At 37.8% G+C, this 24,839-nt stretch carries 25 protein-coding genes and 1 tRNA gene; 14 read left to right on the top strand and 12 right to left on the bottom strand.

Annotation, left to right across the window (positions count from 1 at the left end; all coding sequences use genetic code 11):
- Window positions 1-248 precede the first annotated feature (248 nt).
- The 6 genes from rnc to miaE are packed head-to-tail and all read left to right on the top strand — an operon-like array spanning window position 249 to window position 4,272.
- A complete protein-coding gene (gene rnc, locus CFY84_RS02995) occupies window positions 249-950 on the top strand; it encodes a ribonuclease III (protein WP_088822711.1) in 702 nt (233 codons plus the stop codon).
- Between the two features lie 2 nt (window positions 951-952).
- Window positions 953-1,975: a GTPase Era gene (gene era / locus CFY84_RS02990; RefSeq protein ID WP_171289046.1), complete on the top strand. Its 1,023-nt coding sequence runs from the start codon at window positions 953-955 to the stop codon at window positions 1,973-1,975.
- A 19-nt stretch (window positions 1,976-1,994) separates the two neighbouring features.
- The gene (locus CFY84_RS02985) at window positions 1,995-2,177 is read left to right on the top strand and encodes an NF038104 family lipoprotein (protein WP_088822709.1); all 183 of its coding nucleotides are present in this window, start codon (window positions 1,995-1,997) and stop codon (window positions 2,175-2,177) included.
- Window positions 2,177-2,884, top strand: coding sequence for a DNA repair protein RecO (recO, locus tag CFY84_RS02980; protein WP_088822708.1), 708 nt, complete (start codon window positions 2,177-2,179; stop codon window positions 2,882-2,884). Before CFY84_RS02985 ends, recO begins: the two co-directional genes overlap by 1 nt.
- Before the next feature lie 10 nt (window positions 2,885-2,894).
- On the top strand, window positions 2,895-3,617 hold the full coding sequence (gene pdxJ, locus CFY84_RS02975) for a pyridoxine 5'-phosphate synthase (protein ID WP_088822707.1): 723 nt from the start codon (window positions 2,895-2,897) through the stop codon (window positions 3,615-3,617).
- A 1-nt stretch (window position 3,618) separates the two neighbouring features.
- Entirely contained in the window at window positions 3,619-4,272 is a 654-nt protein-coding gene (miaE, locus tag CFY84_RS02970) for a tRNA-(ms[2]io[6]A)-hydroxylase (RefSeq protein WP_088822706.1), read from the top strand.
- Between the two features lie 101 nt (window positions 4,273-4,373).
- Here the strand turns inward: miaE and CFY84_RS02965 are convergent.
- Window positions 4,374-4,449: transfer RNA gene (locus CFY84_RS02965), tRNA-Asn, on the bottom strand.
- 232 nt (window positions 4,450-4,681) lie between these two features.
- Between CFY84_RS02965 and CFY84_RS02960 the strand changes: the two genes are divergently transcribed.
- Window positions 4,682-5,113: a hypothetical protein gene (locus CFY84_RS02960; RefSeq protein ID WP_088822705.1), complete on the top strand. Its 432-nt coding sequence runs from the start codon at window positions 4,682-4,684 to the stop codon at window positions 5,111-5,113.
- Window positions 5,114-5,168: 55 nt separating this feature from the next.
- Here CFY84_RS02960 and CFY84_RS02955 read toward each other — a convergent pair whose 3' ends face one another.
- The 4 genes from CFY84_RS02955 to CFY84_RS02940 all read right to left on the bottom strand — a co-directional run bounded on the left by CFY84_RS02955 (window position 5,169) and on the right by CFY84_RS02940 (window position 8,906).
- Window positions 5,169-6,380, bottom strand: coding sequence for a mechanosensitive ion channel family protein (locus tag CFY84_RS02955; protein ID WP_088822704.1), 1,212 nt, complete (start codon window positions 6,378-6,380; stop codon window positions 5,169-5,171).
- 49 nt (window positions 6,381-6,429) lie between these two features.
- Window positions 6,430-6,966 carry a DUF2058 domain-containing protein gene (locus tag CFY84_RS02950; RefSeq protein WP_088822703.1) on the bottom strand — a complete coding sequence of 179 codons (537 nt, stop codon included), beginning with the start codon at window positions 6,964-6,966 and terminating at the stop codon, window positions 6,430-6,432.
- Between the two features lie 121 nt (window positions 6,967-7,087).
- Entirely contained in the window at window positions 7,088-8,293 is a 1,206-nt protein-coding gene (gene sstT, locus CFY84_RS02945) for a serine/threonine transporter SstT (protein ID WP_088822702.1), read from the bottom strand.
- A gap of 310 nt (window positions 8,294-8,603) precedes the next feature.
- Window positions 8,604-8,906, bottom strand: a complete 303-nt coding sequence (locus CFY84_RS02940; RefSeq protein WP_088822701.1) for an ArsR/SmtB family transcription factor — start codon at window positions 8,904-8,906, stop codon at window positions 8,604-8,606.
- Between the two features lie 359 nt (window positions 8,907-9,265).
- Here CFY84_RS02940 and CFY84_RS02935 point away from each other — a divergent pair, with 359 nt between their 5' ends.
- The 4 genes from CFY84_RS02935 (at window position 9,266) to CFY84_RS02920 (ending at window position 13,786) form a co-directional block, all read left to right on the top strand.
- Entirely contained in the window at window positions 9,266-10,624 is a 1,359-nt protein-coding gene (locus tag CFY84_RS02935) for an MBOAT family O-acyltransferase (protein ID WP_228149580.1), read from the top strand.
- Window positions 10,611-11,759, top strand: a complete 1,149-nt coding sequence (locus tag CFY84_RS02930) for an SGNH/GDSL hydrolase family protein (RefSeq protein ID WP_088822700.1) — start codon at window positions 10,611-10,613, stop codon at window positions 11,757-11,759. The genes CFY84_RS02935 and CFY84_RS02930 overlap by 14 nt, the downstream gene beginning before the upstream one ends.
- Window positions 11,752-12,900, top strand: a complete 1,149-nt coding sequence (locus CFY84_RS02925; RefSeq protein WP_088822699.1) for a GDSL-type esterase/lipase family protein — start codon at window positions 11,752-11,754, stop codon at window positions 12,898-12,900. Before CFY84_RS02930 ends, CFY84_RS02925 begins: the two co-directional genes overlap by 8 nt.
- Window positions 12,901-13,315: 415 nt before the next feature.
- Entirely contained in the window at window positions 13,316-13,786 is a 471-nt protein-coding gene (locus CFY84_RS02920) for an Lrp/AsnC family transcriptional regulator (protein ID WP_088822698.1), read from the top strand.
- A gap of 41 nt (window positions 13,787-13,827) precedes the next feature.
- On the opposite strand, the gene dapC is transcribed toward CFY84_RS02920, so the two are convergent.
- Genes dapC through purT form a run of 3 tightly spaced genes read right to left on the bottom strand, consistent with a single transcriptional unit; the run spans window position 13,828 to window position 18,919 of the window.
- A complete protein-coding gene (dapC, locus tag CFY84_RS02915; protein ID WP_088822697.1) occupies window positions 13,828-14,997 on the bottom strand; it encodes a succinyldiaminopimelate transaminase in 1,170 nt (389 codons plus the stop codon).
- 11 nt (window positions 14,998-15,008) lie between these two features.
- Entirely contained in the window at window positions 15,009-17,672 is a 2,664-nt protein-coding gene (glnD, locus tag CFY84_RS02910; RefSeq protein ID WP_088822696.1) for a [protein-PII] uridylyltransferase, read from the bottom strand.
- Window positions 17,673-17,716: 44 nt separating this feature from the next.
- Window positions 17,717-18,919: a formate-dependent phosphoribosylglycinamide formyltransferase gene (purT, locus tag CFY84_RS02905; RefSeq protein ID WP_088822695.1), complete on the bottom strand. Its 1,203-nt coding sequence runs from the start codon at window positions 18,917-18,919 to the stop codon at window positions 17,717-17,719.
- 182 nt (window positions 18,920-19,101) lie between these two features.
- Between purT and CFY84_RS02900 the strand changes: the two genes are divergently transcribed.
- Window positions 19,102-19,554, top strand: coding sequence for a hypothetical protein (locus CFY84_RS02900; RefSeq protein WP_088822694.1), 453 nt, complete (start codon window positions 19,102-19,104; stop codon window positions 19,552-19,554).
- Window positions 19,555-19,615: 61 nt separating this feature from the next.
- Here CFY84_RS02900 and CFY84_RS02895 read toward each other — a convergent pair whose 3' ends face one another.
- The 3 genes from CFY84_RS02895 to brnQ form a co-directional block, all read right to left on the bottom strand.
- Window positions 19,616-19,798, bottom strand: a complete 183-nt coding sequence (locus CFY84_RS02895; RefSeq protein WP_088822693.1) for a hypothetical protein — start codon at window positions 19,796-19,798, stop codon at window positions 19,616-19,618.
- A gap of 160 nt (window positions 19,799-19,958) precedes the next feature.
- On the bottom strand, window positions 19,959-20,186 hold the full coding sequence (locus CFY84_RS02890) for a hypothetical protein (protein WP_088822692.1): 228 nt from the start codon (window positions 20,184-20,186) through the stop codon (window positions 19,959-19,961).
- A 210-nt stretch (window positions 20,187-20,396) separates the two neighbouring features.
- Window positions 20,397-21,692 carry a branched-chain amino acid transport system II carrier protein gene (brnQ, locus tag CFY84_RS02885; protein WP_088822691.1) on the bottom strand — a complete coding sequence of 432 codons (1,296 nt, stop codon included), beginning with the start codon at window positions 21,690-21,692 and terminating at the stop codon, window positions 20,397-20,399.
- Window positions 21,693-21,901: 209 nt separating this feature from the next.
- Here brnQ and map point away from each other — a divergent pair, with 209 nt between their 5' ends.
- The gene (gene map, locus CFY84_RS02880; protein WP_407640195.1) at window positions 21,902-22,681 is read left to right on the top strand and encodes a type I methionyl aminopeptidase; all 780 of its coding nucleotides are present in this window, start codon (window positions 21,902-21,904) and stop codon (window positions 22,679-22,681) included.
- An 80-nt stretch (window positions 22,682-22,761) separates the two neighbouring features.
- Here map and ychF read toward each other — a convergent pair whose 3' ends face one another.
- Window positions 22,762-23,853: a redox-regulated ATPase YchF gene (ychF, locus tag CFY84_RS02875; RefSeq protein WP_088822689.1), complete on the bottom strand. Its 1,092-nt coding sequence runs from the start codon at window positions 23,851-23,853 to the stop codon at window positions 22,762-22,764.
- 189 nt (window positions 23,854-24,042) lie between these two features.
- Between ychF and CFY84_RS02870 the strand changes: the two genes are divergently transcribed.
- Entirely contained in the window at window positions 24,043-24,810 is a 768-nt protein-coding gene (locus tag CFY84_RS02870) for a glutathione S-transferase family protein (protein ID WP_088822688.1), read from the top strand.
- Window positions 24,811-24,839 lie beyond the last annotated feature (29 nt).

The following is a 24,839-nucleotide window of genomic DNA, read 5'->3' as shown; positions in this document are numbered from 1 at the left end:
AAATAACCATGAAACATATTTAAATGAAGGTCAGGCGTAAGCATGACCTTCATTTGTTATCGTAAAATGAAGTTTGATGTCATCATTTGTTCTTAAAAAATGTTCTACAATTTCTTACACAGTAAGAAATTAGTTTTTTATAAGATGATGCTGTACAACCCAATCTTCACGCTACTCATATTTGATTTTGTATATAATATGGGTAATCCTTTTAAATAATGATGTAGTTTTTACCTTCGAGAAGAGTTTTGATCAAAGGACAGTCCAAGTTAAGCAGCCAGCGCTTAGCTATACAAATTGGCTATGAGTTTAAAGATGCTGAATTACTGCACCTTGCTTTAACACACCGATCTGTGAGCCACCGATATAATTATGAACGCTTAGAGTTTCTAGGTGATTCAATTTTAGGAATGATCGTCGCCAATTATTTGTATCATTCATATCCTCATGAAAACGAGGGTAGGCTTACCCGCATGCGTGCAAGCCTAGTGAGACAAGAGGCGCTTGGCAGAATTGCCAATGATTTAAAGTTAAGTCATCATTTGATTATGAGTACTGGCGAGCTAAAATCAGGTGGTCATCACCGTGAGTCCATTTTAGCAGACACTGTAGAAGCAATTATTGGTGCAATTTATTTAGATTGCGGTAGCTTAGATTTTGTAAAAGATATTGTTTTAAAGTGGTATACCCCATATTTAGGTCATATTGAACCAACGGATCAACTAAAAGATCCAAAATCAAGATTGCAAGAATACTTGCAGGCAAGAAAAAAACCTCTGCCAATGTATGAAGTGACAGACATTCAAGGTGATGCTCCAAATCAGCATTTCCAAGTAGTTTGTCATATTATTGATTTTCCGCGTGTATTAGGCGAAGGAAGCAGCCGAAGATTTGCTGAACAAGCAGCTGCAGCTGAAATTTTAAAATTATTGGAGCAAAAAACTGCATGACTATGTCATCCGATCAAACACATGATGATAACAATGCACAGCCTGAAAAAAATGATCTAGTCGATCAGTTTTTTAGCGCGCAAAATATTCAAATTCCTTCAGATTTTAAAAGTGGGTTTGTTGCAATTGTGGGTCGTCCCAATGTTGGTAAATCAACTTTAATGAACCATTTATTGGGTCAAAAGCTTTCTATTACATCACGTAAACCACAAACGACGCGTCATAAAATCGTAGGTATTGATAGTCGTGAAAAATCGCAAGCGGTATATGTAGACACACCAGGCATGCACAAAAAAGAAGTGCGTGTCATGAATAAGATGATGAACCGTGCAGCATATTCTGCATTGCGTGATGTCAATTTAGTCTTATTTGTTATTGATGGGCAGAAGTGGACCCAAAACGATGACTTGGTGTTAGAAAAGCTTGCGCATGCTGAAATGCCAGTGATTTTAGTGATCAATAAAATTGACACATTAGAAGACAAAAAAGCGTTATTGCCGCTTATCAAAGAGCGCACCAAGCTCATGAACTTTGTTGAGATTGTACCTGTATCTGCACTTCGTGGTGCGAATCTAGATCACTTAAGACAATCGATTGAAAAATATCTTCCTTTTGCGCCACCGTTATATTCATTTGACCAAATCACGGACCGTTCAGAACGTTTCTTGGCCAGTGAAATTATTCGTGAAAAAATCATGCGTCAGCTTGGTGAAGAGTTGCCTTATGATTTAACGGTGCAAATTGAATCATTCAAAACAGAAGAAGCAGTCATCAAGGAAAAAACAGGTAAAGTTAAACCTGCCTGTATGTATATTGATGCCACAATTTTTGTTGATCGAATTGGTCAAAAAGCCATTGTCATTGGTGATAAAGGTGCTAAGCTGAAAAAAATCGGCATGGAAGCACGAATTGACATGGAAAAAATGTTTGAACATAAAGTGATGTTAACGTTATGGGTCAAAGTCAAAGGCGGCTGGTCTGATGATGAGCGTGCACTTAAAAGCTTAGGTTATAGCGATATTTAAAAATAAAAGGCAAAATGTCATGACAAAATTAATATGTGTTTTAGCAGCAATGTTGATGCTACAAGGATGTATTACCAGTGTTGTGACATTTCCTGTCAAAGTGGCGTATAAAGCCACTAAAGGCGTGGTAAAGGGAACGGCTGCTGTGGTTGGTGCGGTTATTCCTGATGGTGATGACGATAAAAAATCGAAAGATGACTAATGCGTAACGAAATTCTGCATGGTTATTTGATCCATGCTCGCAAATATCGTGAGCGCAGCCATATTGTGCATTTTTTTAGTGTCGAATATGGTCGGATTGACGGTGTATTACGTCAATCCATCCCACCTTTATTTCAACCTGTGCAATTACAAGCATCAGGACGCTCTGAATTAAAGAGCTTTTCTAAAGTTGAAATTGATCAGCAGCCTCTGTTTTTGCAAGGCAATGCGCTATTTTGTGGTTTCTATTTAAATGAGCTGTTGTTAAAACTGTGCGTTTTAGAAGACCCATATCCAAAAACATATCAAAAATATCATTATACTATTCATCAATTACAATATTTAGCATCACATCTTGAAGCCCCATTGTTTTTAAAACAACTGTTGCGCCAATTTGAACATGTGTTGTTTACAGAACTTGGTTATGAAATTGATTTTTCAGTGGATCATCAAGGTCAAGCAATTGATCCTAATATAGTGTATTTATTTGAAATGGGAAAAGGTTTTTACCCGCAAAAGCATACGAATGCCTTCGCTGGATCTGATATATTGGCAATGCATTATATCGATATACAAAGCGATTTAAACTTGGAACAGCTTAATATGCTAGGTAAGCTGTACCGACAAATTATTTCGGCACTGCTTGGCGATCGTCAGCTCAAAAGTAGGCAGCTTTGGATACAACATCATCAAACCAAAATCATATAGGAAAAATAAAATGTCGATTTTACTCGGTGTGAATATTGATCATGTTGCTACGTTAAGACAAGCACGCGGCACAACATATCCAGATCCTGTTCAAGCTGCTTTGATTTGTGAAGCAGCAGGGGCAGAAGGGATCACTTTACACTTGCGAGAAGATCGTCGACATATTCAAGATGATGATGTACGACGCATGCGCCCAGTGTTAAAAACTCGTATGAATCTAGAAATTGCTGTCACAGACGAAATGGTGACTTTTGCACAAGAAATTAAACCTGAGCACATTTGTTTTGTACCTGAGCGTCGTGAAGAACTCACCACTGAAGGTGGCTTAGATGTAGTCGGACAACTTGAAAAGATTAAGCAAGCAACTCAAACGCTTATTCAAATTGGCTGTGATGTTTCTTTGTTTATTGATCCTGATCTTGCACAAATTGATGCCGCTGTACAATGTGGGGCACAAACGATTGAGTTGCATACAGGGGCTTATGCAGAAGCCAGTGCACAGGCACAGCATGATGAGTTACAACGAATTCAAGATGCAGCTCGTTATGCACATGAGCGTGGTTTGGTCGTGAATGCAGGACATGGTTTAAATTTATCAAATGTCGCAGCAATTGCACGAATTCCTGAAATGCATGAACTTAACATTGGACATGCCATCATAGCAGACAGTGTTTTTGTCGGTTTGTCTGATGCAGTAAAACAAATGAAAGCAGCGATGGTGGCTGAGAGATAAGATGGTCCAAACAGATTACAATCAATTGATGGTGCCTGTCATCCAATTTTTAGGATGCACAACACCGAAAGAATGGCTCAATGAAGCAGTCAATCACTTAGATATTTTGATGCAAGATCATGCCAACTGTGAAAAAAAAGCAGCAAGCACAGCGATGAATTTAATGTTTCGCTATAGTTTTTTTGAGGATTTACAAGTCAGACTAGCACAGCTTGTCCGTGAAGAGATGCTGCATTATGAGCAAGTCCTCAACTTGATGAAAAAAAGAGGGCAAGCTTGGCAGGCATTAAGTGCTGGTCGTTATGCAGGTGGGCTCAGAAAAGAAATACGTACATATGAACCTGAAGGATTGGTTGATGTATTGGTGATTGGTGCATTTGTTGAAGCGAGATCATGTGAGCGCTTTCATGCTTTGGCACCATTGGTGGATGAAGAGCTAGGGCGCTATTATCAGTATTTATTAAAATCTGAATCTCGCCATTTTGAAGATTATTTAAAATTAGCAACAGACATTGCAACCACTGCAAAAATGAAAAATCCGAAAGAAGATATTCAGCAGCGAGTTGAGCATTTTCGCGCCATTGAAAAAGATTTAATCTTGAGTAAAGACCCATTATTTCGCTTTCATAGCGGCATTCCAGAGCATGCGGCTTAAATTAAAAAGGCAAGTGATTTCATTCACTTGCCTTTTTATTGGTGTGTCTTTTTTATCGACAAAAAAAAATCTCACATTTGGGGAATATGAGATTAAAAATTTGGCTCTCCAACCTGGGCTCGAACCAGGGACCTGCGGATTAACAGTCCGTCGCTCTACCGACTGAGCTATTGGAGAATCTGCGGTCAATTATATAGAGATATAATATAGGGTCAAGTAAAAAGCAGTACAAAGCCAACTTTTGCAGTGCGTTTGATTTTTATTTAATCATTTACTTGAATTTCATAAATTTATATTTTTATTTGCAAAAGATTCTGCTAAATTAAAGTCTCATCAATCGTCTAATTTTTTAGACAGTGTGGATTTAATCTAACTTGCCAGCACTAAATGGCTAAACTGGAGCATTGCTATGTCTAAGCTAACCATCAAGCAAATCTTTTCTCATTTTCAGTTTTATCAAGACAACTATCAACGCATTATCACATCAGCAGAGTTATATTATCAGCCTGTAGAATCTGCTGTATTGCATTTTTCACTCATCAGCCAAGAGCAGCTTTATTTGGGTGATGTGCTGCAACTTTGGCTTAATCAGACTTGGTTGTCTCATGCTTTGTTTCTTGAAGATAAACGTCTGTGTTTAAAAGGTCAGTCTTATATCTTTGCTGTGACGCAAGGTCAAAGCCAAACGATTGCTTCTGTGTGGAGCCCAAGTAACCAACAGATTTTATCGGTTCATGTGGATGATGTTTTATCGTTATATTTGCCTTTAATTCGTTTGAAGCGACCTCAACGTGTACAAGAGGCACTCATTGAACCTGTTGTATGGGCTAAAGTGTCATAATCATACTTAGGCTCAAAGTTTAAGCCTAAGCGTGATCATATCGTTTACTGCAAGTTTAAGGTAATGTCGGTGCTTGATAAATTTTCAATTGAAATTCAGGTAAAATTGCAATCAAGTGATCAAAAATATCCGATTGAATGGCTTCGTATTCAACCCATATTGCAGTATTGGTAAATGCATAAATCTCAAGAGGTAAGCCTGTACTGGTCGGTTGCATTTGACGCACAATAAGCAATTCTTTTTGGGCAATATGCTGATTTTGTTTTAAATAAAACTCAACATAAGCTCGAAATGTCCCTAAATTGGTCAGACGGCGCTGATTATATTCAGACTGATCAACCAAGTTTTGATTAAATTCACTGATTTCACTTTCTTTTTTGTCTAAATAAAGATGCAGTAATAAAAATTGTTTTAAGCGATTAAGCTCATCAGGTGTCATAAAGCGAACACTGCTTTGATCAATATAGATTGAACGTTTGATTCGTCGAACATTTTCAGCACGTACAATACGCCAATTTTTAAATGTATCTGTGATTAATTTATTGGTTGGTATTGTGGTAATGGTTTTATCAAAATTTTGCACTGTGATGGTATGTAAAGACATATCAATCACATCACCATCAGCATTTAATGATGGCATTTCAATCCAATCGCCAATTCGAATCATGTCATAAGATGAAATTTGGACACTTGCGACCAAAGATAAAATAGTATTTTGAAAGACCAACATGAGCACGGTTGCCATCGCACCGAATCCTGCCAATAAGTTAAATACATCTTTCTTTAAGAAAGTGCCTAAAATCATTAGTGCACAAATGATAAACAGCATCAATTTAACCAGCTGTAAGTAGCCTTTAATTGGACGATTATGTGCTGTAGGTTTGCGCTGATAGAGCGCGTGAAATACGTTTAATAATTCACTGATGGTGCGAGTAATACTAAAAAATATCCAAGCCTGTGCCAACATTTGTAATAAATAGACAATCTTCGTGGTTAAATGTGGGACTGAATCAATGCCATTTAAAATAATAAGCGCAGGTACAACATTGGCAAAGCGTTGAATAACATGATAGTTCACTAAAACTGAATTTCGTGCAGCAGGTAGTTTAGACAATACTTTACGTATGCCTTGGATTACTATTTTTTTGGCCACAAAATTTGAAGCATATGCTGTGAATAAAAGAATACCTAAACTAGATAACATCTCAAGCCAAGGGAACTGATTGGTCCAATCAGTAATTTCTCGAACCAGTTGCATAACTTGCATAAATAATATGACCTATTTAAAAGTGAGTAGAAAATAATATTGTTTGGGTTTACCACATTAAATCATCAGGAATAACATAAGCGGCATATGGGTCATTTTCGTCTGTGGTTTGATCATTCTTTTCAGATTGATTCCATATAATAAAGCCTTGTATTTTTTGATCAATTCGTTCAGCCAATGCTTTAGGTAATATGGCATAAGAAGGCGGTGCTTGTGCAATGACTAAACTGCCAGCAACCAAGGCGTTATAAACCTGCTGATCAAGATAGATTTTTTTAATTTTGTTTTCATCAATAAATTGATAACCAATTTCGCCATCTGTATCTTTGATTTTATGTTGCTGAATCATTTGCTTGATATTGGCTTTTAATGTTCTTTCTTCAAGCTGCTGCTGTTTAATGGCATTTAAGTTCAAATCTTTTTCTTGTTTTGATTGCTGATTTTTATTAATTTCAGCCGCCAATTCAGCACGATGATCTTGACCTGTTCGTTGTTCATGTTGCGCTTGTTTGGTTAGTTTTTTAGCTTTTTTTTGATCAACCAATCCTGCTTTTAAAAGTTGGGCTTGTAAGGCATTTTTAACCATAATTCATGATCCAAAACAATGACAGTGAAAGAAAAAATCTTGGCTTTGATAAAAAGAATCAACAGCATAAATAAATTATACTGTTGATTGGATTGAAGATACAACGTTGTGATAACTTGATCTAAGATTTGTTTTTAAATGCTTGATCGCCTGCAATCACAAAGAGCACATCTGTTGATGAGTTGAGCGCTGTTTCAGTTGAGTCTTGTAATACACTGATGACCATACCAATTGCGACCACTTGCATGGCAATTTCAGATGAAATACCGAATAAACCACATGCAACAGGAATTAATAGCAGCGAACCGCCTGCCACACCAGATGCACCACATGCCGATACACTTGCAACAATACAAAGTACCAACATGGTTGAGAAATCAACCGGAATACCAAGCGTATTTACAGTAGCCAAAGTTAATGTGGTAATTGTGACAGCAGCACCTGCCATATTAATGGTACAACCTAGTGGTAACACCACATTTGTTGTCGATTCATCAACTCCACAACGGCGTGCTAAATCCATATTCACAGGAATATTAGCAGCAGAGCTTCGAGTGAAAAAAGCAGTGATCCCACTTTCTTTTAAGCATTTAAATACCAATGGGTATGGATTTGACTTAATGACATACGCCACAATGATTGGATTCACCACCAAAGCAACAAATACCATTGTACCCAATAAAACTGCCAATAAATGGGTATAGCTTTTTAAGGTATCAATGCCAGCAGAAGCAAAGGTTACTGTAACTAATCCAAAAATGCCAAGGGGTGCAAAGGAGATGACCAAATGAATGACTTTATTGATTGCTTTTGATAAATCATGGAGGACGGTTTTAGTGGTCTCAGAGCTATGACGAAATGCTGCTCCTAAGGCAATCGCCCACGCTAATACGCCAATGAAGTTGGCTTCTGCCAATGCTGCTACAGGATTAGAAACAAAACTTAAGACTAAATTTTTGAGTACAACACCAACACTGCCTGGTGCTTGCACGCCTTGCTCAGGTGGTAATTGTAATATGAGCTGTGTTGGAAAGAGTTGATCTGCAACCACAGCACTTAATGCTGCCAACAACATGCCTATCGCATACATGAGCATAATCGGTTTAAAGTTCTTTGCGCTTTGATTGGTTTTAAAACTGGCTACAGAGGAAATCACAAGAACAAAGACTAAAATCGGTGCGACAGACTTTAATGCTTTGATAAATACATCACCGAGTAAACTGAAATAGGATGCTGCATTGGGAAACAGTAATGCACAGGCAATACCTAAAACAATCGCAATAACGATCCTTGTAACTAAACTTGAGCGTTTTAAAACAGACAGCATAAAAAAGCCTTCTTAACATTTTTAACCATTCAATTGATTCATTAAATTTAATTGATGGTCAAAATCTGTGTTTATAGAGAAACAGGTGACGAATTTTGAAGGACACTTTTACTGTTAAAATGACAAAGTTTCAATGAAAGATGACAATTTAGTCTTTTTTTTAAGCAAAAAAAGAACAAATTGAATCAATTTGATCAATTGTTAGGCGTTATTGAGAGGGTGTAGTATGGAGAGATGTAAGGCAGGAGAGCGTTTTTGAAGTAAAATGCACGCTAAACATCGGGGGGAACATTTTACTTCATATGAGATCTTACTGATAAAATTGCGAGCATTTATTTAAGATTGAATAAAAGCGATGATCTTTTACTGAATAGTAAATTTGTTTGCCTGAACGTCTGGTATTGACTACGCCATTTTTTCTTAAAATCATCAACTGTTGAGATAATGTAGGTTGAAGGATACGTGTTTTGGTTTCAATTTCAGAAACATTCAATTCTTCGACCAATAAATGACTCAAAATAATCAGACGATCTTTATTCGCAAGTGATTTAAGCATCACTACGATATCATCTGATTGGTTACGAACCACGTTCATATTGATTGTTGCATCCATGAGAAAATCCTTATAATTTGCATCTAGCGACAATATACAAAAGATATATGTATAAAAAATGGATTTGTGTGGACTTAATGCAAACGAAGCGCAATATACGTTCAAAAAACTGCATTCCATGATTGGAAAAAGCATTGAATATGAAGCTTTTATGAATTTTATAAGAATTGAATTATTTTTGTAATATTTCAGATATGATGCATTAAATTTTGTAATGCATGACCTTAATGTTCTCCTTTTTGTCTATCGAGTTTGCAATCTGCTTTATTGTTTTTTATATCGCATACTGGCTATGTCAACGTCACATCCATCTGCAAAATGCATTATTGATGCTGTTTAGCTATTTATGCATTTATTTAATGTCAAATATGTATGCTGTGGGTTTATTATTGATCTATAGCCTAAGCATTTATGCAGCATCTTATGCTCTAGATCGCTTTCATAAATATAAAACATGGATTGTTCGATTAGCAGTAATAGTCACGCTGCTGCAATTGTCTGTATTTAAATATTTTGATTTTTTTAAAACACAAACAGATCAAGTTTTGCACGCCTTGCATGCAGATTCTGCATGGCTGTGGAGTGATTTAATCATGCCACTTGGTTTGTCATATTATTCGTTTCAATCGATTAGTTATTTGGTTGATCGCGCTAAACAAAACATACCACTCCCTCGCTTGTCTTGTTTACAAGCATGCACCTATTTTTCGTTATTATTTACCATCACCGCAGGGCCCATTGCTAGAGTCTATGAAGCAAAAGGCTTAACGGCAGTAGATGGCGAATCTTCTGCGATGGGAAGACAGTTAAATAGTATACACCCTCGGCAAGTGGTGTATCCGGGGTTTGCTTTATTTCTGATTCTGTTGGCTTTAATAAAAAAATGGTGGATTGCCAGTTGGATTGCCACACAGTGGGTGAATCCTGTTTTTCAAAATCCGCTGCAATACCAAAGTTTTGAGGTATTGGCCGCTATTTATGGATATACCTTACAGTTATTTTTAGATTTCTCAGGGTATAGCGAGTTAATGCTCGGTTTTGCATTGTTGCTTGGATTCAAATTGCCTGTCAATTTTAGAGCACCGTTATTGGCTTACAACATTCGTGATTTTTGGGATCGTTGGCACATCTCATTATCCACATGGATACGAGATTATATTTATATTCCACTCGGGGGCAGCCGCGGCAGTTTAGCGCGAACACAAGCACATTTGTTATTGGCCATGGTGTTATCTGGTATTTGGCACGGCGCAGGCTGGGGATTTGTGATTTGGGGTGCATTACATGGTTTTGCACTCATTTTACTCAATCTTACAGATTTACTTGCTCATCGCTTAGGCGTCAAAGATCGCCGTAATGCGTTGGCAAACACAGGTCGTTTGGGGCATGTGATTGGTCGTGTGGTGACAGTACACTTTGTTTGCTTGGCGTTTATTTTCTTTCAAGCGAAAACCTTAACAGACGCCAATGAGATTTTTCAGGCCCTTGCATTCAACATGTTTGATGTTCCACTCACAACCAATCCATTTTATATGCTCAGTTTATTGTTATTGGCTTGGATAATTTATCCATTTATTTATCAGCGCCTTGGTCAACCAAACGTAATATATTCATTCAAGCTGACACCACGGTCTTTTGTTCCGTTGTTTATTGTTTTTGTGGTTGTTCTTATTTGTTCACCTTCAGGTATTCCAGGCTTCATCTATGCAAACTTCTAATTCAAAAATAGCCGTTGTCCATTCACTTCAGTGCTCTGCTGAGTCAGAGCCTAATGTGCAGCATCATGCTTGTGGCTTAGTGTTATCGATATTAATTTTTGCATGTCTGTTTAGTCTTTGGTTAATGCAGCATTCGGTGAATGCTTATGTGCAACAAACTTATCATCGTGACAGCCCACTTGTATTTTTAGATCAATACCAACTTTGGCGTTTGGGCGGAGAGCTCGGGTTGATGCTTGGTGAGCAGAAAGAGCAATTGGATGTTCATATTCAGTCGGTACATCAGCAAATCATCGATGAGGTGAATACTTGGCTGGTTCATCCTTTGCCAAGTCAAGCTAAACAACCTGTGATTGCTGCTGATATCAGCATAACAGTGGATACCCCTCATGCTGCGCAACAAGTCATTGGCTTACCATCTGAGCCGATTGAAGCGATAGAACCGATGACCGCGAGTGTACCTGTGGTTGAAGCAATGATTGATGCATCACCAATGCGGATTGAGCTGACTGCAAAGGATCAGGTGTTATTTGCAGGCGATTCTTTAATGCAAGGGGTAGCTCCGCATGTACAAAAACAGTTGAGTGAACAATACCAACTCAAAAGTCTTAATTTAAGTAAACAAAGTACAGGTCTGACATACACTAAACTCTTTGATTGGCCAACAACAATCCGTCAGACTTTAAAAGCGCAGCCGCAAATTAAGCTATTGGTGGTGTTTTTAGGGCCAAATGATCCTTGGGATTTATATGATGAGAAGCAATGGCTTAAATTTGGCACACCAACATGGGCAGCAGCTTATCAAAAACGGATTGCACAAATTATTCATGATGCCAAAGCACAAGGTACACAAGTGTTGTGGTTAACGCCGCCAAACATGGGTAAAACTGACTTAAATCAAAAGATGCAGTTTTTGATTCAAGTGATTCAACAAGAAATTGAAAAAGAAGGTGTAGGATTAATTGATACCCGTCATGTATTGTCTGAAACGAAAGATGAATTTCGTCAAGGCATACAAACTGAAAAAGGCTTTAAAAAATTAAGAACAGCAGACGGGATTCATTTCACTACAGAAGGACAAAAATTGATTGCACAGGCAATTTTAGATCAAATAAAAGTGGTGTCTCATGATTAAACCCATGCTGTATGCAATAAAAGGTGGTGTACTTAGTTTGATATGTGGTCATGTCTTGTTGGGATCTTTGGCATTGGCGGATCCCTTAGTCAACTTTGCTGAGCCCAATACCAAACATTTGCTTCAATCCATCAAAACACAGCAATTGAATGTGATTCAATTGGGAGACTCGCATACTGCAGCAGATGTGATGACAGGTGCAATGCGCCAAACTTTACAAGCTGAGCTGGGTAATGGTGGCATGGGGTGGGGAATGCCAATGTATTTTACCGGGCAACGTTTAGCACTATATGGCTATGATCATGTCAATTGGCAGCCGATTAGCAGTCGAACCACAAGCAATGAGAACTATACATTAGGCGGATTGATTGCTGAGCCTAAAGCTGATGGCGCTGTATTAACCATAAAAAATAAACTACAGCAGCAAGATGCGAAAGATGTAATGGTGAATATTCGTCAAGGCATAGGAGATGCGCCGTTACAAGTGGTTGATGCGCAAGGTAAGCGGACACAAATTGCGACATTAAAGCAAAACAATCAGTGGGAACAAGTAAAACTGAATAAATTGCAGTTGCCCTTTACAGTGACAGCATTACATAGCCCACAAACCGCACTCGGTGGATGGTGGATTACCAATTCAACGCCTGGTGCAGTGGTGTCTGCAATTGGAATAAATGGCGCACAGTTAAAACATCTTTCACGTTGGAATAGCGCATGGGGCAAGGCTTTATTTGATGATCATCCTGATCTTGTGGTGTTGGCTTATGGCACCAATGAGGTATATAACAAACAAGATGTCAGTGAAGAAAAGCAAATTTTAATCAGTTATATTCAACAAATTCGGCAATTTGTACCTGACAGTGCCATTTTAATTGTGTCTGCACCGGAAATTCTGATAAACACCCAAGGTCAGTGTGGAACACGTCCTGAAACACTAGATGCATTTCAAGCCATGCAACGTGATGTGGCACAACAGCAGCACACTTTATTTTGGGATTGGCAAGCTGCAATGGGTGGATCTTGTAAAATGAAAGCATGGATGAAATCAGGGCTTGCAGCCAAAGATGGTATTCACTTTTCACCACAAGGCTATCAGCAATTGGGAGAGCAACTCGCCAATGCATTATTGTCGCTGAAATAATTGATGTATAGGGCTGAAAAAAATGTCTTAAATACTCATCATTGCAATAAAAAAAGACCTAATTTTATGGCATATGGAAAAATTTATAAAAAAACAGTTTTTATGTAGAAAATTTTTTTCAAATCGATAAAAATAAGCCAAATTGAGAAAAATAATTCAAAGGCAAGCACGCTATATTATGAATCAGGGTGTGATAGGGATCGAGTATAACGCCAAATGAGATTGGGAGATCTTATATTGGCTGACCCAAAAGGTCTAAACTCGGCTTGAAGCAGAATAAACGATCTGTTTATTTGCCAACGCAGTATGTGACCCCGCATAGTGTCGCTGATAGCAAACGCATGTTTTCCCTTGACTCTCAAACATCATCGCCGCCCGCCTTTAAAATATTTTTCTGTTTAGCCTAAGGAAAAATATGCAACTCGACCGCTTTGATAAGCAAATCTTAGAAATACTCACTCATGAAGACTTAAATTTAAACGAATTGTCTGAACGAGTAAATTTGTCTGTAAGTTCGGTACACCGCCGTATTAAGCTGCTGATCGAATCTGGCATCATGACTAACCTAAAGCGTGGGATCAATTATGCCAAACTTGGTTTTAAACTGCATATTTTATTGCAAGTCTCACTCAGTAAGCATGATAGCGAAACATTTGATTATTTTTTAGCAGAATTAGAGTCAATTCCTGAAATTATTAATGCCTATTTGGTTACAGGGCAAAGTGCAGACTTTATTGTTGAGTTGGTTGCTAAAGATATGGAAAACTACAGTGAAATTCTATTGCGCCGTGTCGCAAAAATTGAAAATGTAGTTGCATTACATTCAAGCTTTGTCATTAAAAAGTACGATGTATTTAATTGTTATAATATTTTAAGTCAACTTTAAAATATCAATTGAAAAGGAGCCTTAATCGGCTCCTTTTTTTATTATAAAATCTTTTTCAAGCGCTGAACGACCTCTTCACATTGCTGTAAATTGGCAACCAATGCCATTCGGACATGGTTTTGACCTGGATTGCCGGTTGCAGTATCACGTGATAGATAGCGACCCGGTAAAACATTAATATGAGCATCTTGCATTAAACGTTGCGCAAACTTTTCATCATCGTCAACATTTAACCAATAGTAAAAGCCGGCATCTGGACGTTTAAATGGCAGGAGATGTCCAAGTTCTTGTTGGAATAAATCAAATTTAGCACGGTAAAGCTTGCGATTTTCTTCCACATGTTGTTCATCATTCCATGCAGCAATTGATGCCAACTGGTGTTGTACTGGCATTGCTGCACCATGATATGTCCGATATTTTAAATAAGGTGCTAAAACATTGGCATCGCCTGCGATAAATCCTGAGCGTAATCCGGGTAAATTAGAGCGTTTAGACAGAGAATGGAACACTACACAGTTTTTATAGTCATGACGACCCATCTCAGCACATGCTTGTAATAAACCTGTTGGTGCTTGATCTGACCACAATTCAGAATAACACTCATCAGATGCAATAATAAAATCATACTGATCTGACAGCGCAATCAGTTTTTTGAGTTGTTCTGATGAAAATACAACGCCTGTTGGGTTGCCTGGGGTACAGATAAATAAAATTTCAGTGTTTTGCCATACTTCAGCAGGCACTTTATCAAAATCACCTAGATAGTTATTCTCAGCTGTACAATTTACAAAGTAAGGCTGTCCACCTGCTAATATCGTTGCACCTTCATAAATTTGATAAAACGGGTTAGGCATCACCACATATGGACGATTGTCACGATCTAAAGTCGCTTGTACAAATGAAAAAATTGCTTCTCGCGTTCCGGATACAGGTAAAATCTGACTTTTAAAATCGATGTGTTTTAAATGAAAGCGTGATGTTAGCCAAGCTGCTATCGCTTCTCGTAATTCAGGCAAACCATTGCTTGCAGGATAGGTCGACAAGTGTTTGAAGTTGGCTTGTAATACATCGATGACAAATTGCGGTGCAGGATGTTTTGGTTCACCGATCGATAATGGAATTAAAGGTAAGTCTGCAGGTTGTATATCTTTTAAAAGTTGCTTTAACTTTTCAAAAGGATATGGATGGAGTTCGCTAATTTGCTTATTCATAATCTTAAATATCAGTGTTGGAGAGTAACTTGATTAGATGCTTCATCTAAAGCCGATTTTAACTGGATAGTCAGTAATTCAGCATCTTCGGTGCTGAGCATGCCACCACTTTTTTGTGTCACATAAAAAATATCTTCTGCTTTTTCACCGAGTGTCGCAATTTTAGCAGAATGAATATCTAAACCGCGCATCATAAATAATCCGCCAATTTTCGCCAAGAGACCGGGGTGATCTAATGTCGAAATTTCAATGCGGTGCTGGTTCAAAGTCAAATCAGCTTGAATACTGACTTTATTTTCAATATTAAAGTGTCTGAGTTGTCTTGGAATACGCCGTTGCATAAGATTTGGATATTCATCTAAATGGCTCAAGGCTTGGACCAATGCTTGCTTCACGGTTTCTTGGCGATGTGGATCAGTCAATAAAGTACCAAAACGGTCTAATACCACATAAGTATCTAAACTAAATGCTGTGGTTGAGGTAATAATCCGTGCATCTTGAACATCTAAGTCCATACGGTCAAGTATCGCTACTGTGGTTGCAAATAAATTCGGGGTGTCTTGGGTATAGATAAAAAGCTGAACGGCATCTTGTGCCGCTTGTCTTTGTGCCCGTAACATAATAAGCGGAGTGGTTTGATCGGCATGGGCAAGAATCGCTTGGGTATGCCATGCAATATCATCAGCAGATTCTTTTAAAAAGTATTCATTGCCTAAAGCACGCCACACGTTTTCCACATCATCTAATGGAAATTTATCTACTAAACGCTCACTTGCTGCAAATTTGGTGTCTTCAATGAGCATTTGATAATCAACAGGACGATCTTTCCCTGAGCGAATCACATCGCGTGTTTGAGTATATAACTGACGCAATAGAGATGCGCGCCATGTATTCCAAAGTTTAGGATTGGTTGCATTAATGTCGGCAACGGTTAATGCATATAAATAATCTAAATGATCAAGATCAATAATTTTAGCAGCAAAGGCTTGAATGACATCTGGATCTGAAATGTCTTTCTTTTGTGCTGTCATTGACAATAACAGGTGGTTTTCAATCAGCCATGCAATGAGATGGGTTTCTTTATCGTTTAGACCATGACTTTGACAAAAGACACGGGCATCTTCTGCACCTAGAATGCTGTGATCGCCACCGCGTCCTTTGGCTATATCATGAAAAACAGCAGCAATCATAATTAAATCTCGCTGTTTTAAACGTTGATAGACTGAGCTGACCACAGGGAAATCTTTGGCAAATTCAGGCGCTTTAAAACGCTCTAAGTTACGAAGTAAAAGCAAAGTATGCTGATCTACCGTATAAATATGGAATAAGTCATATTGCATTAATCCCATAATTTGCCCAAAAGCTGGTAAATAGTTGCCTAAAATGCCATAACGACGCATATGTGAGAGTGTTTCATATAAACGGTCCGATGAACGGATAATTTGCATGAATAAGGTTTTATGCGCTTCATTGTCTCTGAAGTTTTGATCGATATGTTTTGCTGCTAAAAACAATAAACGCAGTGTTTTGGCACGAATCCCACGAATCTCAGGGTGTATTGAAAGCAAATGAAAAATTTCTAAGATTGCACTTGGATTTTCAGCAAAAACTTTATGATGTTGTACTGCAATTTTACCATCAACAATTTTAAAGCGATCATTAATGGCAATGGTTTGTTTTTGATATGCTGTTGAGCGTGGGCATATCACGGATTGGTTAAAGTATGCCAATAAAATTTCATTGAAGGTTGATACATCTTGCGCTTTACGGTAATAACGACGCATGAACTGTTCAATCGGATAGCTTGGAGAGACATCATCTGTTTTGACATAGCCAAACTTTGCAGCAATTTCACGCTGATAATCAAATAATAAACGGTTTTCATCACGTTTGGTTAAGCGATGTAAATGATGACGGATTTCCCAATAAAAGGTTTCTGCCTCTTCAAGGACTTTCAGCTCAAATTCAGAAATAAAGCCCAAATGAACCAAATCATAGACTCGATTGACTCGAAAATGTCGTTTTGCAACCCATCCGATTTGATTCATGTCTCGAATACCACCGGGTGCATTTTTAATATCGGGTTCTAAATTGCTTTCTGTATGATGGTGCTGCGCATAACGCTTCTTTTGTTCTTCCATCTTGGCATCAAAAAATTCTCGATCTGTCCATGTTTCACGAACGCTTAAACGTGGGTACTTGGAAAATTTAGGATCACCCTGGAGCTGTCTTGATTCAATTAATGATGTTGCAATGGTAATATCTTGTGCTGCTTGTTCAGTACAGCTTTGTAATGTTCTTACGCTAATACCTGGTTTAAAGCTGCTGTCCCAAAGTAAGGTAATGAATGTAGAAACATGACGTTCTTGATCTGCTGTTAAATCATGTTCTGATAAAATCATAATGTCTAAGTCAGAATAAGGGAACATCTCTTTACGACCATAGCCACCAACAGCAAACAGATTAATGTCTGTATATTGGTTTAGCTCAGCTTGCTGCCATAAATAAGCCAAGCTGTCATCAATTGCATTAGAGCGTGCTAATACAATATGTCGAATGCTTTGCCCTTCAGAAAAATACTGATCAAATTGATGTTCAATTGCAGCATGCCACTTTTGAATGGCCACTGCAGGTGGATGCTGTGTTGTATAATCAGAAAGAAGGGCAATATCCATGCGTTAATACCTAAGACAAATGAGAGACAATAAGAAAGTAAACGTTATGCTTTAACAACAACACGACTAGCAGCTTCTCTAGCAATGTCTCTGGCATCATCTGTGTTTTCCGCTCGTGCAGTAACAACACCCATTCTGCGTTTTGTAAAGCCTTCAGGTTTACCAAATAGTCTTAAGTCTGTATTGGGGTGACTAAGTACATGTTCTAAATGTTCAAACTGTAGGTTACTTTGGTCAATTCCTGCATAAATTACAGCGCTTGCAGCAACACTATGTTGTTGTGTGTTGACAGGGAGTCCTAAAATTGCACGTGCATGTAACTCAAATTCGCTTTGATACTGAGATGCAAGTGTAACTAGCCCGGTATCATGTGGACGCGGAGAGACTTCACTAAACCATACATCATCACCACGAATAAAGAGTTCCACACCAAATAGACCACATCCGCCTAATGCAGTTGTAATTTTATCTGCAATGTCTTTTGCACGAGTTAATGCGGTATCTGACATTGGCTGAGGCTGCCAACTCTCAATATAATCACCATCTTGTTGTTGATGTCCGATCGGTGCGCAAAAGTGAGTTTCAATGTCACCACTTTTTGGGTTTCGTGCACGAACGGTCAACAAGGTAATTTCAAAATCAAAATCAATTTTTGATTCAATAATGACTTTGCCTTGGTTAATACGCGCCGTATTCATGGCATGATTCCATGCTTGGTCTACATCATCTGGCGTTTTTACATAAGATTGTCCTTTACCTGATGATGACATCACAGGTTTAACAAAGTTGGGATAACCAATGGCATCACACGCGGCTCTGAAACTGTCTAAATCACTGGCAAAACGGAAATTTGATGTAGGAAGCTGTAATTCATCTGCTGCAAGACAACGAATACCTTCACGATTCATGGTCAGGCTGACAGCTTTGGCTGATGGAATGACGGTTGCAGTTTTATTATTTTCGATTTCAATTAAAACATCGGTTGCAATGGCTTCAATTTCAGGAACGATCAGATGAGGTTGAACTTGATCAATGAGGCTTCTTAACGCGGCGGCATCTGCCATATTCAAGGTATAATGATAATGTGCGACATGCATGGCAGGGGCGTCTGCATAACGGTCTGCTGCATGAACTTCTACCCCTAGACGTTGTAAAGAGATCACGACTTCTTTGCCAAGTTCACCTGAACCTAATAATAAAACTTTGAATGCTGAGGATTGTAGGGGCGTGCCAAGGCTAATATTCATGGTAAATTCCTTCTCTTCAAGTGGTTTTAGCATAACAGAACTTGCTTAATTATGAATTGTTTTAGCAGTAAGAAGTCTAAAAACCATACTTTGCTGCTTAAACTTTAACTGATTGATTACTGATAATTAGACTTGAGTGCATAGAGTGAATCTTATAGCATAGCAGCTATCAATTTGTGAAAATGGAAGAGAATGTGGCAAAACATTGCGCCGTTGTTTTTCTATTGGGTTTATCGGTTTTACTCACAGCATGTGATGGAAACTCGCAACAGAAAGTTGAAATTAAACCTGCGCCAAAATTAAATAAAGATGCGACACAATATGCCAATGATGCTTGGCAATTGATTAATCAGGTTGAACCGCTTATTGAAAGTCGACCTGTGGCTGAACTAGATGATAGTGTACGCCGTCCTTTACGTGATTTAGGCAATCGCTGGATGATCAATGTCAAAATGGGTGATTCTGTCACTGAAGGTAATTTTGCATTATGTCGTAAGTCGTTGGTCAGTTTAGATGCATGGGCACGTGCTGTACAAAAGCAAGATCAAGATATTGCGCAAGTCAAAGCCAATTACTTGCGTGAAAAAGCTTTGTGTAAAGCTGCAATAGATAATCCAAAACTCGGTAATAGTTAATAAAAAAGGAGGCAATGCCTCCTTTTTTAATGTTTGATCTGCTGTATATACGCTGTGTACATTACTTTTTATGTTCAACTTTGCTTGTCTTCTTAGCAGAAGTAGACGATGAAGCCACACATTTACCACCTTTGTGATGCGGTCCTGTACCACCTTGTAAGCTGCTGCCTTTTGGGCAAGCAAATGCAGTAACACTCAGACTGGTTAAGCTGATCGCAATGCCCATCATCATTAATTTTTTCACAATACAATCCAAAGTAAAAATCAGGCAATAGTGCCTGATTTTTAGGATAGCCAAGATGGTGAAATAAATGCAAACTTTACTGAGTAACAGTTTGAATAGTTTACGTATTTATTTCACATATTTAATTTTATTTTAAGTCATCTCAAAGTGAATATTGAATTTAGTAAGATTTTGATTGGCGAACTTTGTGGTCAACCATGATCCAAAGCATGAATGCACTTGCCGTGATAAGCGCATAAGCAAAATGGGTCATTTCAAGGTTGCCATGAATTACGCCTTGAATGGTGAGGGTCATAAATAATGCAAATGCCATAACGCTATAAACTACAGCATTTTGTCTTGCTTGCATTGCTTCGAAAAATATTTTTTTAATCGTTAATAACATCATTGAGCTCCAAATCAAATAGAGAGTTAGGGATCACCCTTTAAAATTGCGTGATAACATGTTCTCTCATTTAACACTGAAATTCAAGTTTTGTAGATCATAGTTTTGTTAATGAATTATGACAATCGTATATTATTTTTATTTATTCGCGCATAAAAAAGCCCAAACTCAAAGGTTCAGGCTTTTTTAGACATAATGAACGTGATAATTACATTATGCTTTTTTGAGTCGATCTACAATTACAGCAAGCACAAGTACAATCACAGAAGGGATAAGCCATGCTAAATTTTGTTCTGCAAGCGGTAAACTTGTAAGCGCGTTTGGAACAATATCCTTTAAGCTTGATGCTTTTAATCCTTCAACAATACCAAAGATAAAAGACACAAGTGTCACAGGAATTAATACCACATGTGTACGATTCATAAAGCGCCAAAAGAAGCTCAAAACAATTACAATAATTGCAGGAGGATAAATCGCGGTAAGTACAGGTACAGAGATCGCAATTAACTTATTTAAGCCCAAGTTTGAGATCAATAATGCTGAGATCACTAAAATCAATACCAATAACTTGTATGGCAATTTAGTTAAACGATGAAAGTATTGTGCACAAGAACAAGTTAAGCCAATAGCAGTAACAATACATGCCAAGAAGATTAAACCACTTAAGAATAATGATCCTAAATCGCCAAATGCATGTTGTACATACGCATGTAAAATTTCAGCGCCGTTGCTTGCATTTGGAATAAATGCATGGCTTTGAACTCCTAGGCGGAATAAGCATAGGTATAAAACAGTCAGACCAATACCAGCCACAAGGCTTGCAATAATGGCATAACGTAAAACCAATTTTTGATTACTTACACCACGAGAATACATTGCTTGCACAATCACAATACCAAAAACCAATGCACCCAAAGTGTCCATGGTTAAGTAGCCATTGACCAAGCCTTCTGATACAGGACGATCAACATAATTGTTAATTGGTGCAGAACTATATGCCAAAGGAAGTACAATAGTGGTAATACACAAGATTGCTAAAGCAGCTAATTTAAGCGGTGCTAAAACATGTCCTACAGTATCTAATAACTTGTTTGGATATAATGAAACAATCGTCACAATGGTAAAATAGATACAGCTATAGACGAACAGAGAAGTGGATGATTCACCAAAATATGGCGAAAATCCAATTGCATATGATACAGTGGCTGTACGAGGTGTTGCAAAAAGTGGTCCAACTGCCAAATAACATGTCACAGTAAACACGATGCTTGCTACACGACCGATAGGTGAACTTAATGTTTCAATTGAGCCGCCAACGCGTGCAAGCGCAATGATTGTCAGTACAGGTAAACCCACTGCTGTAATGAGAAATCCAAATGCTGCAAGCCAAACATGGTCTCCAGCTTGTTGAGCGACAATGGGAGGAAAAATAATGTTGCCGGCGCCAATAAATAGGGCAAAGGTCATGAAACCTAAGGCAACAATGTCCCGAATACTAAGTTGAGTCATAAGGGTCTAAAAGAAAAGTAAAACAGTGTTCAATTCTAGTGCAATTTAAGTTTTTTTTAAATTGTAGATTTCATTTTTATGAAAATCGGGAAATATTTTAAGTTTATTTAACTTTCTATGTGTCCCTTTTCAAATAGCCTAAGCATTAGGGTGAGAAGTGAAATATTTTTTTGTAAGAAAAAGGAAGAAATGTGTATAACTCAAAAGTCATGATTAAAAACGAAGATGAAATCGAAAAACTTAAGGTAGCAGGGCGTTATGCTGCAGATGTATTAAATATGATTAAAGGTCATGTAAAACAAGGGATTAGTACTGCAGAATTAGATCGTATTTGTCATGACTATATTGTAAATACACTGAACGTGATTCCTGCAAATGTTGGCTACCATGGCTACAGTAAGACCACATGTATTTCTAAAAATGAAGTCGTATGTCATGGCATTCCATCTGAAACTGATATTTTGCAAGATGGTGATATTGTCAATATTGATGTCGCTATCATTAAAGATGGTTATTACGGTGACACAAGCCGTATGTATTATGTCGGTGAGAGCACTAAAGCTGAGCATAAAAAACTCGTCAAGGTCACTTATGATGCAATGCGGGCAGGGATACAACAAGTTAAACCAGGCGCTACATTAGGAGATATTGGTTTTGCCATACAAAGCGTTGCACATCAACACCATTTTACAGTGGTTAGAGAGTATTGTGGCCATGGTATTGGGCGAGGCTACCACGAACAACCTAACATTTTGCACTATGGTCAAGCAGGTCAGGGATTAAAACTGAAAGAAGGCATGGTTTTCACCATTGAACCAATGATTAATTTAGGTAAAGCAGCAGTCAAAGAACTTACTGATGGATGGACCGTTGTGACAAAGGATAGATCATTTTCTGCACAATGGGAGCACATGGTTGTTGTAACGAGCAACGGATTTGAAGTGCTTACGCCATGGCCTGATGGATTTGGTGAATACGCTGAAATTTAATTCTCTAAAATAGCCTAAGTATAATTAAAAATTTTAAATAAAAAAAGGGTGAGAAATTTTCTCACCCTAGTAATCAAAGACTAAACGTTAAATCTGAAGTGCATTACATCACCATCTTGGACGATATAGGTTTTGCCTTCTAAGCGCCATTTACCAGCATCTTTTGCACCTGCTTCACCATTAAATTGAATGAAATCATTGTAAGGAATGACTTCTGCACGGATAAAGCCTTTTTCAAAATCAGTGTGAATAACGCCTGCAGCTTGTGGGGCAGTGGCACCCACTTTAACTGTCCAAGCGCGAACTTCTTGTACACCCGCTGTAAAATAAGTTTGTAAGCCTAAAAGACCATAACCTGCACGAATCACAACATTTAATCCAGGCTCTTCCATACCCATCGCTTCTAAAAATTCAGCGCGATCTTCATCTTCAAGAAGAGAAATTTCAGCTTCAATTTGGTTGCATAGGGGAACAACAATGGCATTTTCTTCTTCTGCAAGTTTTCTTACAGCATCAAGGAAAGGGTTATTTTCAAAACCATCTTCAGCGACATTTGCAATATACATTGTTGGTTTTAACGTCAATAAACCATAACCACGCAATAATTTATGATCATCATCTGATAATTCTGCTGCACGTGCAGGTTTACCTTCGTTCAGTAAAGGTAAGATTTTATCTAAAACGTTTTTAGTGGCTAAAGCATCTTTATCGCCACTTTTCACACTTTTTGCTAAACGAGTAACTGACTTTGTCACTGTTTCTAAATCAGAAAGGGCAAGTTCCGTGTTAATGGTTGCAATGTCATCAAGTGGGTCAATTTTTCCATTCACATGGATCACATTTTCATCTTCAAAACAACGGACAACATGTGCAATTGCATCTGTTTCACGAATATTTGCTAAGAATTGGTTGCCTAAACCTTCACCTTTAGATGCACCAGCAACTAAGCCTGCAATATCAACAAACTCCATTGTGGTTGGTAAAACACGTTGCGGTTTTACAATGGCAGTGAGTTTTTCTAAACGTGAATCAGGTACAGGAACAATACCTGTATTTGGCTCAATCGTACAAAATGGAAAATTTTCAGCAGCAATTGCTGCTTTTGTTAATGCATTAAACAGGGTAGATTTACCAACATTGGGTAAGCCAACAATACCGCAATTAAAGCCCATGAAATACTCACACATGTTCTATGAAATTGTTAGCGATTCTACCTGAAACTGACAATAAAGTCAGGCTGTTGTCATACAAATGAATCATCAGCTTTATATATTGCAATTTGCTATACTTTAAAAAGTACAATGAACGGAAACGTTTAGAACCAATAATAATGATTAGCCTGTTTGGATGAACGAGGTTTTATGCGCGTTTTATATCAATTTCCTTTGTCACATTATTGTGAAAAAGCACGTTGGATACTTGATTATAAAGAATTAGATTATGTGGCTCACAATCTAGTTCCGGGGCTTCATCGCTCATTTGTTAATCGAAAAACCAAAGCACAATCTCATACTTTGCCTTTATTAAATGATCAGCAACATTGGGTTGCAGATTCAACAAAAATTGCATTGTATTTAGATGAGCAATATCCAGAAAAAAAAGTCATTCGTAGTCATTACGCAATGAAGTCTACTATTTATGAAATCAACCAAATAGCTTCTGAGCTTGGAGAGTATGTACGGCGTTGGACATTAGCACATATTATTTTAAATCATCCCGAATCTTTAGATATTATTGTAGGTGAAAGAGGGTATTTGAAAAAGTTTGAGCGTTATTCAAAACCGTTTATAAAGTCACTTTTGCAAAAAAATTATCAATTGAATGAGTCTAGTTTAAAAGAAGCATATGAACACATTATTCGTCTCACCAATCAGTTAAATCAATATGCTGAACGAAAAGTGGGGACATATTTAATCGGAGATCGTTTGAGCCTAGCGGATATCTCTGTGTGTTCAATGCTTGCACCGCTACTGAATATAGCAGGTACACCTTGGGAGCAAGATGTTAAACAACGTACTGAGGACACATTATGCTTAGAAGAAAAAATTAAAAACTTAGCAATTGGACATTATATTTTACAAATTTATGCCACTGAACGAGATGCACGCACAGATTGGCGAGGCATATAAAAAAGGCGGATATAAAATTTTATATCCGC

Source organism: Acinetobacter apis, from assembly GCF_900197575.1.
Classification (GTDB): Bacteria; Pseudomonadota; Gammaproteobacteria; order Pseudomonadales; family Moraxellaceae; genus Acinetobacter; species Acinetobacter apis.
This window is presented reverse-complemented; position numbering and strand designations above follow the sequence as displayed.